This is a genomic window from Brevibacillus sp. B_LB10_24, assembly GCF_046036945.1.
Classification (GTDB): Bacteria; Bacillota; Bacilli; order Brevibacillales; family Brevibacillaceae; genus Brevibacillus_C.
This window is the reverse complement of sequence record NZ_JBJQOQ010000001.1, coordinates 209,356-222,612: the sequence shown is the minus strand read 5'-3', so window position 1 is coordinate 222,612 and position 13,257 is coordinate 209,356. Positions and strand designations below refer to the sequence as shown.

Here is a 13,257-nt window from a genome sequence, read left to right as displayed (position 1 = left end):
GAACAAACCCTTATACATAGAAAAGCGGGTTGACTTCACCGCGAGGTCTTCTAGAATAACTATGAGAACCAATAGCCATTTATGGAGGGGAATTGACGTGTCTGACAACCAGCAGGGCACCTATGCCTTCACGCGATACGAACAGGTAGAGGATGCCATCCATACCGTTGTAGAAGAGGAGTTTTACCAAGCTGATTTCTTTACAAGCCTGCATGCCGGAGTGTACAACATGCAGCAGCTTCGCCATTTTGCCATCCAGTATCATTACTACAGCCGTCATTTTCCGCGTGTATTGGGAGCGGCGATCTCGGCTATGGCCCCGATCGATACCTGGTGGGTGCCGTTGGCGGACAATCTGTGGGACGAAGCCGGCCGCGGACTGCCCAACAAATCTCATGAAAAATTGTACAAGACCTTTTTGCTGTCGGTAGACCCGGAAGTTCCCCTGGACGAAAACGGGATTCCTCCGGAGGCGATGTCGCCCGCTGTGGAAAAAGCGATTGAGACGTTTATCCGCTTCTTTTACCACGCTACACCCCTTGAGGCGATGGCTGCAGTAGGCTTGGGTTCCGAACTGTTCGCCGGCGGCGTCATGGGTTCGATCGGCCGCGGGCTGCAGCATCCTGCCTACAACCGCATCCGCCCGCTCAACGTCCTGTTTTGGGAAGCTCACGCCGACGAGCATGAGCCCCGCCACTACCAGCTCTGCAAGGACATCCTCGTCCGCTTTACAGACCCTGCCGACTTGCAAGTGATGTACCAAACAGGCAGTCAAATCGCCCGCTCGGAAGCGCTGATGTACAAAGAACTTCACGTAGAGATGAGCAGGCTGTAGCCTTGTACATAAAACAACCGCCCTGCGATTGCAGCAGGGCGGTTTTGTCATTTCAGAGGATAAAATAGGTGCTTGCCAAATCCCTTTTTCCCGGACGAAACATACATTGAAACTGTAACCCAAACCGAGGGAGGTTTTTTTATGGTGAACAGGCACCGGCATGACAATCCCTTTCATTTCCGGATTGTTTCACAAGCCGAACAAGTCCGAGATTACGCCCAAAATTGGCAAACCCAAGAAAATGCGCGGCCGTTTGTCATGCGACTGCAGCAGCATGAAGGCAAAGTGATCACGGTTGTCACCTCGAAGGACAACTTGACAGGGGCCTTGGACGGGGTCCTTTCCGATCACATTAGATTAGATATCAATGGCACGTTTTACCACATCCCGAACACGAGCATTTTATATTTTTATTAGGAGAAGCGAAACGGGCAAAAGGTCAACGTTTTGTCCTTATCACCAGCCAGGTCAGAAGATTGAGTGCGGCTAACATGGAAATACGGGCAACCATATCGGCTTTTCCCAAAAAAGCATATGTAACGATCAGATACAAACTGGTAATAAAAAAGCAGATGTTCAGTAGATAAAACATGCGCCAAAGCTTTATCCAATCCATTCGTCCCTCTCCTTGACCATGTAATCTGACTGTTCGCCCAATGCAAAACCCACCGCCTGGCGTTATATCTTTACGGTGGGTTTACTCCAGAACTTCAAGACAATCGGGTGTATGACCCCGGCGTTTTTGACTGTCACAATGTTAAATGTATCGAAGGTTCAAGCCAAATATACCACTTCATTTTATGGTCGACAAGGAATTTGAGCAAAATAATCGGAATATTCGATTTGAATTGGTTGTTATGCTGTTGCTTTCAGCTGCCGTTCTATTGCCATACCCTTACCTAACATCTGTCGTATGGATCGTACAGCCAACGGAACAATGTCCCCGCACGCAGCGCCTCTGGCAGCGGGAACTGATCAATGTACGGATCGGGCGGATACGGTTTGACCGGAGGCAGGTGTATCGGCGGATAGCCTCCCGCCCGAAACGGCTCAACCTGTGGGTAGATATCGTCGTTGCCGAAGTAATTCATCGCTTGATCCCTCCTTTCCTAGAAGTACTTGCGGGTATTGTACTGCTCCTCTACGATGAACAGCGCCTCGCGAAAACGCTGGGAGTGAACAATCTCCCGCTCGCGGAGAAACTTCAATACCTCGATGACATCCGGATCATCCGTCAAGTTGATCAGCCACTGGTAAGTGGCACGGGCTCTTTCCTCGGCGGCAATGTCGTCGGCCAGGTCGGCGATGGGATCTCCCTTCGCCTGGATGTACGCCGCCGTCCAGGGCACGCCGCTTGCATCGGTGTAAAACAGGGCCCTGTCGTGGTCCGCATAATGGCTTCCCAACCCCGCATCACGCATCTGTTGGGGTGTTGCTCCTTTGACCAATTTGTGTACTAGAGTGGCAATTACTTCCAAATGGCCCAATTCTTCCGTTCCTATATCTGTTAACAGCGCTTTCGCCCGTTCGTTTGGCATCGTGTAGCGCTGGTTCAAGTAGCGAAGGGCGGCTGACAATTCACCGTCAGGCCCGCCGTATTGCGTAATTAAAAACTTTGCCATCTGCAAGTCGCACTTGCCGACCCGTACGGGGATTTCCAGCTTCTTTTCATAAATCCACATCGGTGTCTCTCCTTAATACTCAATTTCCCACGGCCAAGGGGTGCTGGTCCACACCCAGCGGTTGGGAGAGTTAGAAAATCCGAACTGCATCAACGGGCCGCACACCGCTTCGTACTCGTGCTTCAGATGGTGCAGCTCATCGGATAAACAATTGTACTGTTGCACGGCACGTTGATCATCCGGATTCATATCCAGGTAAAACTGCAGCTCGATGAGAGCAAATTGTACCTCCTGCAATCTGAGCAGTACATTGTTCTGTCCCATATGTCTCCTCCCTTTTTTCATGCTTACGCTTATACCCTATGCAGATAGGCATTTGTCCGTCCTTGCTGCAGCCGCCCATTTTTTCTTGGGACAGGCAGAATTTGGAACAAAAATGCCGCCTCTAGGCAGAAAAAAAGCCCTCTCCCCTGCCAGGGAAAGGACTGTAGCATGCTAATGTCAACTTGGTTTTAGGCTGCACTTTGCGAGGACATGATGGCCGACAGACAACCCTCTCGCTTCCAACTCTTCTGCGTTCAACAGGTTGAACGAATCAGTCTTGCAGGGCATCGGCATCAATCCGCCAAACGGGCTCATGACTCGACCATTGGTATCGGATTCAATCACGACGTACAATCCCTTGCGCTCCAACTGTTCGATAAACTCCACCCATCGCTTTGCTGTCATTAACCCGGCGTGTTTTGTCAAAATCACGCCCATCTCCTGAGCTAGCATACATATCCCCTTTGTTACTCAAAATATTTTCGTACGGATAATAACATACATTACAGCGAAATTTCATCCCTTGCAAAACGCAAAAATGAACAATTCCGTGAAAAACGTTTGATTTACCTTACTTTCTGCGCGCAGAGATGCTCAATCGCGTTCGCACGCAGCTTTATTCGCTCGAAAGCGCCACCTGATTAGGATGGCGCCGGAGGCTTTGCTACGACTCAAGTTTTTGGCTTTCGTCTTTGGCCATGTGCTCTTGGGCGTAGGCGATCATCTTCTTGACCATATGCCCTCCAATTGTACCCACTTCCCGCGTGGTCATGTCACCCCAACCACGCTCCTCAATGTCATCGTCCAGGCCCAGTTCTTTCGCTGTTTCCATCTTCAGACGATCCATTGCCTCTTCGGCTTGCGGTACAACCAGTCGGTTATGACTCAAGTACGCCACCTCCGGAACTTAGTATTTGTCTGTGTCCGCGCTTTATGAAACCTGCTTTTGACATTCCCTTTCGGGCGTGGTACATTAAGGAACAAATAATTGTATACTGCTTACGTGTAATGATAAAGAGTAGTACATATTGTCTGCTTTCAGAGAGCCTGTGGGTGGTGAAAACAGGCAGTGAGGCAATATGGAATGGACTTTTGAACACCCAAACCGAACCCTCGCGCAGTAGGCTTTGGCGTTTTTCCCTGGCGATATCAGGGCATGAGTGATTTCATTTTTGTGAAATAACAAGGGTGGTACCGCGGTCCATTCGTCCCTTTGACAGGTGACGGATGGGCCTTTTCTAATTTTTTCCAGAAATTTTGCAAGGAGGATGTATCATGGCAACGATTTTTTCCGGCGTTCAACCCAGCGGCATGATTACGCTTGGCAATTACCTGGGGGCCATCAAACACTTCGTGGAGTATCAGGATGAGCATCAGTGCTACTACTGCATCGTCAATCAGCACGCCATCACAGTGCCGCAGGACCCCGTCAAGCTGCGGGAGAACAGCCGCAATCTGGCTGCGCTTTACCTGGCGGTCGGCCTCGATCCCGAGAAGGTGGTCCTGTTCATCCAGTCGGAGGTGCCGGAGCACGCCCAGCTTGCCTGGATCATGCAGACTTTGGCCTACGTCGGCGAGTTGGAGAGAATGACCCAGTTCAAGGACAAATCGCAGGGGCGGGGCGAATCCATTCCCGCGGGGCTGCTCACGTACCCGCCGTTGATGGCCGCCGACATCCTGCTGTACAAAACAGACTACGTCCCGGTAGGCGAAGACCAGAAGCAGCATATCGAGATTACCCGCGACCTGGCACAGCGTTTCAACAACCGCTACCACGAAGTCTTCGTGCTGCCGGAAATCCGCACGCCGAAAGTGGGCGCGAGAATCATGTCCCTGCAGGAGCCGACCAAGAAAATGAGCAAGTCGGATCCCAATCAAAACGGGTTTATCAGCCTCTTGGACGATCCCAAGGAGATTGTGAAAAAGGTGAAGCGGGCCCAGACGGATTCCGACAACCGGATCGCTTTCGACAAGGAAAACAAACCCGGCATCTCCAACCTGATGTCGATCTACTCCCTGTGCTCCGGGCAAAGCGTCGAGGAGATCCAAGCGGCCTACGAAGGCAAGGGGTACGGCCAGTTCAAGTCCGACCTGGCGGAGCTCGTCGTCAGTCTGATCGAACCGATCCAGGCCCGTTACCGCGAACTGGTAGGCAGCGACTATCTGGACCAGGTGCTGGACGCCGGGGCCTTAAAAGCACGCGAAACCGCCTCGCGAACGCTGCGGGAAGTGGAGGCAGCGATGGGGCTGTCGCGGAGATAAATACAGCAAAAGGTGTCGGTATCCGACACCTTTTCCTTATGTCCCTAGCTTCGCTCGACCGCATACAGCGCTTCAAACGGCAGCCAGTCCACCCGGTCCAGCGAGTGAAACTTGAGACGGCCAGCAGCCTGGTCGAGGTGGGCGATGATCCCTGCGTGCCGCTGCATCATCCGCCCGTCGAAAAACGTCACGGTGACGCTGCACTTGTCCCGAAACGCCTGCCATACCTGCTCGCTCAGCTCTGCCCGCTGTTCGTCATCCAGCGTCGGCGGGATGTACCGCGCTTCTTCTGCCTTGATCCGCAAATACAGTTCGCGGTGCTCCGGCAGCACGAATCGGCTGGCGGCAAACAAATTCTCCTTTTTGGAAGTGGGCTTATCTCTCATGTGTCATTCCTCCCGTGTTCTTTCAGCCAAAGCCCGACCCGCTCCCGGCACTCGGCCTGAAGCAGCTCAATGGAATAGACGACTTCCCGCAGATAGCCGCGCAGACGCACCTGCACGCAGTAGCAGCTTCCCTGTTTTCGGCTGGTCAGCAAGATGCAGCCGATTTGGCGGAGCTGCCGTTTCATCCGGTAATGCCGCCTTTCCGCCCACCGGGACAGCTCCTCGACGATTTCCCGGTAGGACAGCTTGAGCGGCGCCGTCTGCATCGCATCCAGGTCGATCACTGCCGCTTTAAACACCAGCCCAAACAAAACACATTCCCGCAGCAGTTCCTGCCAGCCGCCTTCGTCTGTGCCATCCCGAACAGGGCCGCCGCCCCCCGTCATTTATAATGGCCCCCGATTTTGGCCGCCCGCTCCCGCGCCTGCCCGGCCGGAAGCAGCGAGACAGCCCGCAAAATCGCGTCATTGCCGTACTTGGCGCGAATGCTGTCCATCGTGCGTCCGAGGGAGCGCTGCCGGGTTTTATCTTCAAACAAGCTGAGCTGGCAATTGTCATCCGGGGTGAGCTGCCCGAGATGGACGCCTACGCTTCGCACCGGCGTATGCTGCCAATGCCGTTCGAACAGGCGGCAGACCGCGCGGTAGAGCGTCATCGCGTCATTGGTCGGCTCGGGCAGCTTCATCTGCCGCCAAAAACCGGTCGACCGCTCAAAATCCGCGCCCCGGCAGCCGACAGATGCCACCATCCCCATCAGCTGCTTGCTGCGCGAGCGGCGGCAGACCTCTTCACACAGCTCCAGCAGCACGACCTTGATGTCGGCAGAGGTATGGTAGTCCCGGGGCAGCGTCATGTGATGGCCGATCCCCTTTTGCAGATCGTGTGTCCGCGGCGATACCGGCGAGTCGTCCAGGCCGCGAGCCGTCCGCCACAGCACTTCGCCGTTGACGCCCCAGCGGCGGCTGACCAGCTCCGGCGAAGCGGCAGCCAGCTGGCCGATGCGATAGATGCCAATGCGGTGAAAATGCCGCTTCATCCGCGAGCCGACCCCGAACAGCTTCTCGATCGGCAGCGGCCACAGCGTCTCAGGCAGTTCTTCTTGCTTCAGCCAGAAAATCCCCTGCTCCTGTTTTTTGGCAAAGTTGTCGCAGGCCATTTTGGCCAGTACTTTATTTTCCCCGATCCCGACGCGGCAGACGATGCCCGTCTCCAGCCACACCCTCCGGCGAATCTGCTCCGCCAGCGTCCACGGGTCGCCGAACAGCGACAGGCTGCCGGTCACATCGAGGAACTGTTCGTCGATCGAATACGGCTCCACCAGATCGGTAAACGCTTCGAAGATGCGCGTTATCTGTACCGACATCCGCAGGTAGGTCTCCATCCGCGGGCGAACGACGACGAGGTCCCGGCACTTCTGCTGCGCCTTCCAGAGCACCTCTGCCGTCGTCACGCCGTACGCTTTGGCCAGCGGGCAGGCGGCCAGCACCACTCCGCTCCGCCGCTCCGGATCTCCGGCGACGACGATTGGCTTATCGCGCAGCGCAGGATTGGCTGCCTTTTCTACACTGGCATAAAAACTTTGCATGTCTGCGAGAAAAATGATTCGCTTGCCGTCCATGCTGATTCCTCCTGAATGGGAACGTGTGTTCTTAGTTCCATTATACCAAACGTATGTTCTTTTTATACTGCCAATTTCACCCTTTGGCCCGTCAACATTTTGACAAAAACGGACAAGGAGAAGGCGATGTTTTGAGATACAATGATGGAGGGGCATGTCAAAAACTGTGAACGGCTCTGCTATTGTGCTATACTAGTCGACATGGCCTACATAAAAAGCTTCTAACCTGGAAAAAAGGAGTTGGGATCACATGAGCCAAAACGAAGCGGCACTTACACTGGAAGGTTGGTACGCGCTGCACGATTTTCGTAAAATAGATTGGGCGGCATGGAAGTCGATCACGGAAGAGGAGCGCAAAGCAGCGGTGGACGAACTCCTCTCTCTTTCCCACACCTGGGCAGCCAACGAACAGGCCGGCGAGGGCAGCACGGTGATGTACTCCATTCTCGGCCACAAGGCGGACCTGCTCTTTATGTTCCTGCGCCCTACCCTGCAGGAGCTGAACGAGATCGAGACGGCGTTTAACAAGACGCGCTTCGCCGACTATACCACCCCGGACTACTCCTACGTGTCCGTCGTGGAGCTGAGCAACTACGTCAACAATCCTGGCGAAGACCCGAAAGCCAATCCGCAGATTCGCGCCCGCCTCTATCCGGAGCTGCCAAAGTCGGAGCACATCTGCTTCTATCCGATGAACAAGAAGCGCGAAGGCAACGACAACTGGTACATGCTGTCCATGGAGCAGCGCCGCGAGATGATGTACTCCCACGGTCTGATCGGCCGCAAGTACGCGGGCAAGCTGAGGCAGATCATCACCGGATCGGTTGGATTCGACGATTGGGAATGGGGCGTCACCCTGTTCGGCAACGATCCGCTCGACTTTAAATACATCATTTACGAAATGCGCTTTGATGAAGTCAGCGCTCGCTTTGGCGAGTTTGGCACCTTCCTGGTCGGCAACCGGCTGACGGAGGAGAAGCTGCAGAAGCTGCTGGCGATTTAAAGATGAGACGGGAAAAAAGAGCATCTTACGTGGATGCTCTTTTTGTATGCAAAACAATTTCGGTGCGTCCCTTTTAGTTTGCGAACATAGTGGAGGGAGAAAGAGAAAAATGGGTTCGCTCCATTTTTCTCTTTCTCTTCGTTGCTTTTCTCCTTACAAGTGTTCAGTGAAAATAAAGTTTTAGTCTTAGACTGACGATGCATCATTGCGCGAATGAGTCCGGCTAAGCATTCCGAACGTCAAGAAACTCGCCAGCCAGGCGCCGGAGCATGTATTCATTCTGCTGGGCAGCAATGACATCCGGTTGTCGGACAAGCAGAAATTCGTCGAGAGTTATCGCCAACTGATCGGCAATCAATATCGGGTGCAGACGAGATCAATAGCGATTGAAAATGTGTTCAACAATCGTCGCGGTTTTGTTATAATTCGTAAAAAAAAACGGGAGATTTTGTGATGAGATACTACGTAAATGCAGTCATAGCCATCCTGTTTATCATCTATTCATTCTGGAAACTGCATCGTTTCTTCGCCCCGCGAGTTGGTCCCATCGGAAACGGTCCCAGTGAAGAACTTGTCTGGACGGTCTGGGGGCTGTTTGCGCTCTCGATGATTTTGGGATTCGGCACCCTGTTCCACTCCATTTTCCGGATTGTAAAAGAGAAAAAACGATAGTGACACGGACCCGGATGACTCGTTCGGCTCAGCTGGAAAAGAAAAAAGGAGCGGCCGCCGGGGCACACTCCCTTTTCCATGTAAGTGAAGGTATCTTATTTCGCTTGTCCGTACTTGCGGTAAGCGGCATGGTTGGTCGGGCCAAAGCCGATGCCGAGCGAGAATGAGTGGCGAATCGCCTCGGTGATGAACGCTTTGGCCGTTTTGACCGCATCGGGCACGGAGTTGCCTTTGGCCAGCTCAGCCGTAATCGCCGCAGAGTACGTGCAGCCGGCGCCGTGGGTGTTGGGCGTATCGATCCGCTCCGTCTCCAACAGTTCGAAGTCTTTGCCGTCGTAAAGCACATCTACCGCCACGTCGCTGTTGTCCAGCTTGCCGCCTTTTACCAGGACATACTTGGGACCAAACGAATAAATCTGGCGGGCCGCTTCCTTCATGTCGTCCAACGTAGCGATCCGCTCTTTGTTGGTAAGCGTAGCCGCTTCCTGCAGGTTGGGCGTCACTACCGTGGCGGTCGGAATCAACAGCTCCCGCATGGCGCTCACCATGCCGCCGGCGATCAAGGTATCGCTGCCTTTGCAGACCATCACCGGGTCGATCACCACGTTGGGCAGCGCATGCTGCTTGATCTTGCCGGCGACCAGTTCGATGATCTCTTCTGCGTACAGCATCCCCGTCTTCATCGCGTCTACGCCCATCACTTCGACGATGCCCTCGATCTGTTCCTCGATCAGGCTAAGCGGCTGGGTGTAGACATTGTGCGAAAGGTCAGCTCTGGAGACGACGATCGTGGTGATGGCCGTCATGCCGAACACGTCGCGTTCCTGGAACGTTTTCAAGTCGGCTTCCAGTCCCGCGCCTCCTTTAATATCTGACCCCGCGATTGTCAGTGCTCTTTTGATGCTCATCGTTCATTCCCCCTGATTTGGAGATAGTATTGCAGCTCCTGCTGCCGTCATAGTGATTTTACTGTATACTTATGTGTAACAGTCAATATCAGTTTGTAACACTTTTGGAGTTGATACTATTGAAAATTGAACTCAATCGCAGCTCCCACATCCCGCTCGCCCAGCAAATCCACCAGGCGCTGGCCGACCGCATCCTGTCGGGATACTTCCAAAAAGGATCGCGCCTGCCCTCGGTCCGCAAGCTTGCCGGGCTGCTGCACGTAAGCCCGGTTACGGTCATCCACGCCCTGGACATGTTGGAGAAGGAAAAGCTGGTGACCCGCATACAGGGCAAAGGCACGTTTGTGTACGAACAGAGAACGGACGGCCTGGAAGGGCAAAAGCAAGATGCCATGCCTTTGCAGATCCCCGATTATCTCCACCGCTCACAGTACTTGTACTATAATCAGATGCCGGCCGAATTTAATTTTGCCTCCTCATCGGTCGACCCGGCGCTGCTGCCGACAAAGCTGCTCGCCGAAAGCATCCAGCATTTGGCTCGGCATCAGCCGGAAATCCTGGCGCAATACGGCGAGATTCAGGGAGATCTGGAACTGCGTCAGGCGCTGGCCAAGTACTTGACCCAGGAAAGTCTGTTCACCACGCCGCAGGAAATTCTCGTCACCAACGGCTCGCAGCAGGGCATCGACCTGGTCGCCCGCAGTTTTATCGGGCCGGGTGACGTCGTCGTGACAGAGGAGCCCACCTATGCCGCGGCGATTGACGTATTTCGCAGCCGGGGGGCGGTGGTCGTCTCGGTGCCAATGGACGAGGAAGGCATGCGCATCGACAAGCTGACCGCCTTGTTGGACACCTACACGCCCAAGCTGGTATATACCATGCCGACGTTTCAAAATCCGACCGGCAAGGTGATGAGCAATCGCCGGCGCAAACAGTTGCTCGAACTGGCCAACGAACTGGGTTTCCTGATTTTGGAAGACGACCCATGGAGCGAGATTTACTATGATGAAACCCCGCCGCCCCACATCAAATCGATGGATACAAACGGCAGCGTGATCTATTTGAAGGGGCTGAGTAAAATCTTGTCGCCGGGCTGCCGCATCGGGTTTCTCATCGCCTCGGTCAACATCCTGAACCGTTTGATCGTCGCAAAAACCAATGCTGATCTGGGCAACCCCCTGTTGAATCAAAAGGTGATCCTGCCGATTTTGGAATCCAACCGCATCGGACGCCAGTTGGAAGAGCTGCGGAGCACCTTGAAAAAGCGGCGCGACCTGACACTGAAGCTGCTGGGGCAGCAGGCTCCGGCAGGCACCTCCTGGATTGTGCCGAAGGGCGGGTTCAACCTGTGGATTTCCCTGCCTGATTGGGCCAATACGAACGAGCTGTTGGGTGAAGCGGAAAAACGGAACGTCACTTACCTGCCCGGTTCTTCCTGCTATCCTGGAGAGATGGAGTGGAACCATCTGCGGATCAGTTTTTCATTTGTAGACGAAGACCATCTTAAGCGGGGAATTGGCGAGCTGTGTGCGCTGATTGACTCCTACCTCAGCTCGTCCGAGGAGCGTAAAGGGATGACGCCGCTGTTTTAGAACGTAAAAATAGAGGGGACTGCGAATACAAGTTTTCGCAGTCTTCTTCTTGCGAATTTTCATCTGTGATATAATAGTGATATAAATAGTTAGAATGTTCGGTTAATATTTTGCTTTGGAGAGGAGTTGACGACGATAAACCTTCTGTATCTGGAAACCTTTCTGGCTGTTTGCGAGTACCAGAATTTTACCGAGGCGGCAAAACACCTGTACGTGCCCCAGCCTACGGTAACAAATCGGATCCATTATCTAGAGACGGAATTGGGACAAGAGCTGTTTACCAGAGGAAAATCGGGAAAGAGAAGCGTGAGGCTTACAGAAGCGGGACAAATCTTTTTGCCGTATGCCCAAAGCGTCGTCGCGTCAATCGAAGCCGCCAAAAAAGAGCTGATCTCCCGCAGCCGAAGCAACCTGATCAGAATCGGCAGCTCCGTTCCGTTTACCCATCCGTTTATCATCGACAAGATCAAGGCATTGTACAGTTTTCATCAGGACATTAGCCTGTCCTTTACCGAAAAAGCCAATGTGATTCATCTGCTTCGCGATAACACGATCGATATCGCCTTTACGACGGATTGTCAGGCAGAGGCCCATTTTGAAAGCCATCTGCTTGGCACAGAAGACTTTCAATTGATTCTGTCGGCGGAAAATCCCTTGTCCCGCTACGCGTGCATCGAGGACTTTACCTGTATGGAATCGGAAAATCTGATCTGCTATAAGCCTTACGCTACCAGCTTGGAAGAGTCGCTGTTATCCCGCTATCATTTCAAAAAGAAGCTGCTGTCCAACCAACTCGGGATCATCCGCAACCTGCTCAAGCACAATTACGGCATTACCCTATTGCCTCCGCTCCTTCTGGACAAAGAGCTTCAGACGGATAATTTAAAGTGCATTCCCTTACAACTGGACATTCCAGCAAAAAAAATATCTTATTCCTTGGTTTACAAAAAAGGCCAGCTCCCTTACATGGACGAGCTTTTATGCGATCACGCCTGAAGAAGGCCGGGATCCTCACAGCGAGGAACCCGGCCCTTTGCCTTTATTTGATCAGCAGCTTCCCGTTGTCGACCACACATTCGTCGTCGATCCAGACGGTGGGAGCGAGCAGCAGTCCGTCCAAATGGATCGAGCTCTCTACGGTTCCGCCGATCACATGGCTGTCCCCGATCGCGATGTGAACCGTTCCCTCCGCTTTTTTATCCTCGGCCATATTGCCGATCAGGCGGGCATTGGGGTTGGTGCCGATGGCGAATTCCGCGATGTTGCGGGCTCCCTCGTCTGACTCTTCCACCAGTTTTCTCAGCTTGTCGGCGGATTTCCCGCCCTCGATGCTCGTCACCCTGCCCTGTTCCACCTTCATCCGGATCGGAGCGTCGAGCAAGCCGATGCCGTCCATTGTGTGGTCGATCACCAGTGTCCCCTCCGCTGTCCCCTCCACCGGGGCGATGGCCGCCTCTCCGTCCGGCATCGCGGCAAAGGTGCCGGGCCCCTTGACCAGACCAGTCAGCATAATGCCCGTTCTGCCCTCGACGCTTAAGCGTAAATCCGTTCCGGAAGGCGAGGCAATCCTTACCGTCCCTCCATTTGTCATTTTTTTCCTGACCAGTTCGGACACCCGGTCGATCTCTTTGTAATCTGCTCCGACGGCACCGTACAGCATCAGCTCTTTGGTCACGCCGCGCATGACCAAGACGCGCTTGCCCGCCTGGAGCGCTTCTTTGGTCGCATTCGTATGGGTAATGGCGTAGGTGATCGGCTGCAGAATCACATCCGCTGCCTTCATCGCCGCCGCTACCACTGCCGGCGGCTCTACCCCGTGCGTTTTGCGCGGTGTGATCACCAGGAGAATCGGCTCGGCACCCATCGCAGCTGTGCAGGAAGCGAATACCTCGCCGATCTCCGCCGTATTCGTATCCGAGACGATGCAGACGCTCTCTCCCGCTTCCAGCTTGACAGAATCTTTCAAAATACGGCTGGCTGCCGCATACAAGTTAAAGTTTTCCATAACAAATCTCTCCTCGTCGTGATTTGTTTC

At 53.8% G+C, this 13,257-nt stretch carries 18 protein-coding genes and 1 other annotated feature; of the genes, 7 read left to right on the top strand and 11 right to left on the bottom strand.

Features of this window, described 5'->3' with window-relative positions:
- Positions 1-97: 97 nt before the first annotated feature.
- Positions 98-835 carry an iron-containing redox enzyme family protein gene (locus tag ACI7RC_RS01130; protein ID WP_408106374.1) on the top strand — a complete coding sequence of 246 codons (738 nt, stop codon included), beginning with the start codon at positions 98-100 and terminating at the stop codon, positions 833-835.
- A 141-nt stretch (positions 836-976) separates the two neighbouring features.
- Positions 977-1,252, top strand: a complete 276-nt coding sequence (locus tag ACI7RC_RS01125) for a DUF2642 domain-containing protein (protein WP_408106373.1) — start codon at positions 977-979, stop codon at positions 1,250-1,252.
- A gap of 22 nt (positions 1,253-1,274) precedes the next feature.
- Here ACI7RC_RS01125 and ACI7RC_RS01120 read toward each other — a convergent pair whose 3' ends face one another.
- From ACI7RC_RS01120 to ACI7RC_RS01095, 6 genes are all read right to left on the bottom strand, one after another.
- Positions 1,275-1,451 (bottom strand): hypothetical protein, encoded by a 177-nt coding sequence (locus ACI7RC_RS01120; protein ID WP_408106372.1) that lies wholly within the window; start codon positions 1,449-1,451, stop codon positions 1,275-1,277.
- Between the two features lie 283 nt (positions 1,452-1,734).
- Positions 1,735-1,926: a spore coat associated protein CotJA gene (locus ACI7RC_RS01115; protein ID WP_408106371.1), complete on the bottom strand. Its 192-nt coding sequence runs from the start codon at positions 1,924-1,926 to the stop codon at positions 1,735-1,737.
- Between the two features lie 18 nt (positions 1,927-1,944).
- A complete protein-coding gene (locus ACI7RC_RS01110; protein ID WP_408106370.1) occupies positions 1,945-2,517 on the bottom strand; it encodes a manganese catalase family protein in 573 nt (190 codons plus the stop codon).
- 12 nt (positions 2,518-2,529) lie between these two features.
- Positions 2,530-2,781 (bottom strand): spore coat protein CotJB, encoded by a 252-nt coding sequence (locus tag ACI7RC_RS01105; RefSeq protein ID WP_408106369.1) that lies wholly within the window; start codon positions 2,779-2,781, stop codon positions 2,530-2,532.
- A gap of 177 nt (positions 2,782-2,958) precedes the next feature.
- Positions 2,959-3,234: a hypothetical protein gene (locus tag ACI7RC_RS01100; protein ID WP_408106368.1), complete on the bottom strand. Its 276-nt coding sequence runs from the start codon at positions 3,232-3,234 to the stop codon at positions 2,959-2,961.
- Positions 3,235-3,445: 211 nt separating this feature from the next.
- Positions 3,446-3,679, bottom strand: a complete 234-nt coding sequence (locus ACI7RC_RS01095; protein ID WP_408106367.1) for an alpha/beta-type small acid-soluble spore protein — start codon at positions 3,677-3,679, stop codon at positions 3,446-3,448.
- A 101-nt stretch (positions 3,680-3,780) separates the two neighbouring features.
- Positions 3,781-3,997 (top strand) — a binding site (T-box leader).
- A gap of 59 nt (positions 3,998-4,056) precedes the next feature.
- Between ACI7RC_RS01095 and trpS the strand changes: the two genes are divergently transcribed.
- Positions 4,057-5,043 (top strand): tryptophan--tRNA ligase, encoded by a 987-nt coding sequence (gene trpS / locus ACI7RC_RS01090; RefSeq protein ID WP_408106366.1) that lies wholly within the window; start codon positions 4,057-4,059, stop codon positions 5,041-5,043.
- Between the two features lie 44 nt (positions 5,044-5,087).
- Here the strand turns inward: trpS and ACI7RC_RS01085 are convergent, their stop codons facing one another.
- From ACI7RC_RS01085 to ACI7RC_RS01075, 3 genes are read right to left on the bottom strand one after another with little or no spacing between them, the layout of a single operon-like run.
- Entirely contained in the window at positions 5,088-5,429 is a 342-nt protein-coding gene (locus ACI7RC_RS01085) for a YolD-like family protein (RefSeq protein WP_408106365.1), read from the bottom strand.
- Entirely contained in the window at positions 5,426-5,815 is a 390-nt protein-coding gene (locus ACI7RC_RS01080) for a YhjD family protein (RefSeq protein WP_408106364.1), read from the bottom strand. The genes ACI7RC_RS01085 and ACI7RC_RS01080 overlap by 4 nt, the downstream gene beginning before the upstream one ends.
- Positions 5,812-7,047 carry a DNA polymerase IV gene (locus ACI7RC_RS01075; protein WP_408106363.1) on the bottom strand — a complete coding sequence of 412 codons (1,236 nt, stop codon included), beginning with the start codon at positions 7,045-7,047 and terminating at the stop codon, positions 5,812-5,814. Before ACI7RC_RS01075 ends, ACI7RC_RS01080 begins: the two co-directional genes overlap by 4 nt.
- A gap of 250 nt (positions 7,048-7,297) precedes the next feature.
- Between ACI7RC_RS01075 and hemQ the strand changes: the two genes are divergently transcribed.
- Positions 7,298-8,050, top strand: coding sequence for a hydrogen peroxide-dependent heme synthase (gene hemQ / locus ACI7RC_RS01070; protein ID WP_408106362.1), 753 nt, complete (start codon positions 7,298-7,300; stop codon positions 8,048-8,050).
- Positions 8,051-8,503: 453 nt separating this feature from the next.
- Positions 8,504-8,722 carry a hypothetical protein gene (locus ACI7RC_RS01065; RefSeq protein WP_408106361.1) on the top strand — a complete coding sequence of 73 codons (219 nt, stop codon included), beginning with the start codon at positions 8,504-8,506 and terminating at the stop codon, positions 8,720-8,722.
- A 95-nt stretch (positions 8,723-8,817) separates the two neighbouring features.
- Here ACI7RC_RS01065 and thiD read toward each other — a convergent pair whose 3' ends face one another.
- Complete coding sequence (gene thiD / locus ACI7RC_RS01060; RefSeq protein ID WP_408106360.1) at positions 8,818-9,630, bottom strand: bifunctional hydroxymethylpyrimidine kinase/phosphomethylpyrimidine kinase; 813 nt, start codon at positions 9,628-9,630, stop codon at positions 8,818-8,820.
- Positions 9,631-9,749: 119 nt separating this feature from the next.
- Here thiD and pdxR point away from each other — a divergent pair, with 119 nt between their 5' ends.
- The gene (pdxR, locus tag ACI7RC_RS01055; protein WP_408106359.1) at positions 9,750-11,222 is read left to right on the top strand and encodes a MocR-like pyridoxine biosynthesis transcription factor PdxR; all 1,473 of its coding nucleotides are present in this window, start codon (positions 9,750-9,752) and stop codon (positions 11,220-11,222) included.
- A gap of 126 nt (positions 11,223-11,348) precedes the next feature.
- Complete coding sequence (locus ACI7RC_RS01050) at positions 11,349-12,218, top strand: LysR family transcriptional regulator (RefSeq protein WP_408106358.1); 870 nt, start codon at positions 11,349-11,351, stop codon at positions 12,216-12,218.
- Positions 12,219-12,261: 43 nt separating this feature from the next.
- On the opposite strand, the gene ACI7RC_RS01045 is transcribed toward ACI7RC_RS01050, so the two are convergent.
- Complete coding sequence (locus ACI7RC_RS01045) at positions 12,262-13,227, bottom strand: aminopeptidase (protein ID WP_408106357.1); 966 nt, start codon at positions 13,225-13,227, stop codon at positions 12,262-12,264.
- Positions 13,228-13,257 lie beyond the last annotated feature (30 nt).

What these genes read in the sequence shown, in the direction of transcription:
- ACI7RC_RS01080 (WP_408106364.1), bottom strand. Translation starts at nt 5,815, where the DNA reads ATGACGGGGGGCGGCGGCCCTGTTCGGGATGGCACAGACGAAGGCGGC.
- ACI7RC_RS01065 (WP_408106361.1), top strand. Translation starts at nt 8,504, where the DNA reads ATGAGATACTACGTAAATGCAGTCATAGCCATCCTGTTTATCATCTAT.
- ACI7RC_RS01120 (WP_408106372.1), bottom strand. Translation starts at nt 1,451, where the DNA reads ATGGATTGGATAAAGCTTTGGCGCATGTTTTATCTACTGAACATCTGC.
- ACI7RC_RS01105 (WP_408106369.1), bottom strand. Translation starts at nt 2,781, where the DNA reads ATGGGACAGAACAATGTACTGCTCAGATTGCAGGAGGTACAATTTGCT.
- ACI7RC_RS01075 (WP_408106363.1), bottom strand. Translation starts at nt 7,047, where the DNA reads ATGGACGGCAAGCGAATCATTTTTCTCGCAGACATGCAAAGTTTTTAT.
- ACI7RC_RS01100 (WP_408106368.1), bottom strand. Translation starts at nt 3,234, where the DNA reads ATGCTAGCTCAGGAGATGGGCGTGATTTTGACAAAACACGCCGGGTTA.
- ACI7RC_RS01110 (WP_408106370.1), bottom strand. Translation starts at nt 2,517, where the DNA reads ATGTGGATTTATGAAAAGAAGCTGGAAATCCCCGTACGGGTCGGCAAG.
- thiD (WP_408106360.1), bottom strand. Translation starts at nt 9,630, where the DNA reads ATGAGCATCAAAAGAGCACTGACAATCGCGGGGTCAGATATTAAAGGA.
- ACI7RC_RS01125 (WP_408106373.1), top strand. Translation starts at nt 977, where the DNA reads ATGGTGAACAGGCACCGGCATGACAATCCCTTTCATTTCCGGATTGTT.
- ACI7RC_RS01115 (WP_408106371.1), bottom strand. Translation starts at nt 1,926, where the DNA reads ATGAATTACTTCGGCAACGACGATATCTACCCACAGGTTGAGCCGTTT.
- ACI7RC_RS01085 (WP_408106365.1), bottom strand. Translation starts at nt 5,429, where the DNA reads ATGAGAGATAAGCCCACTTCCAAAAAGGAGAATTTGTTTGCCGCCAGC.
- ACI7RC_RS01045 (WP_408106357.1), bottom strand. Translation starts at nt 13,227, where the DNA reads ATGGAAAACTTTAACTTGTATGCGGCAGCCAGCCGTATTTTGAAAGAT.
- trpS (WP_408106366.1), top strand. Translation starts at nt 4,057, where the DNA reads ATGGCAACGATTTTTTCCGGCGTTCAACCCAGCGGCATGATTACGCTT.
- hemQ (WP_408106362.1), top strand. Translation starts at nt 7,298, where the DNA reads ATGAGCCAAAACGAAGCGGCACTTACACTGGAAGGTTGGTACGCGCTG.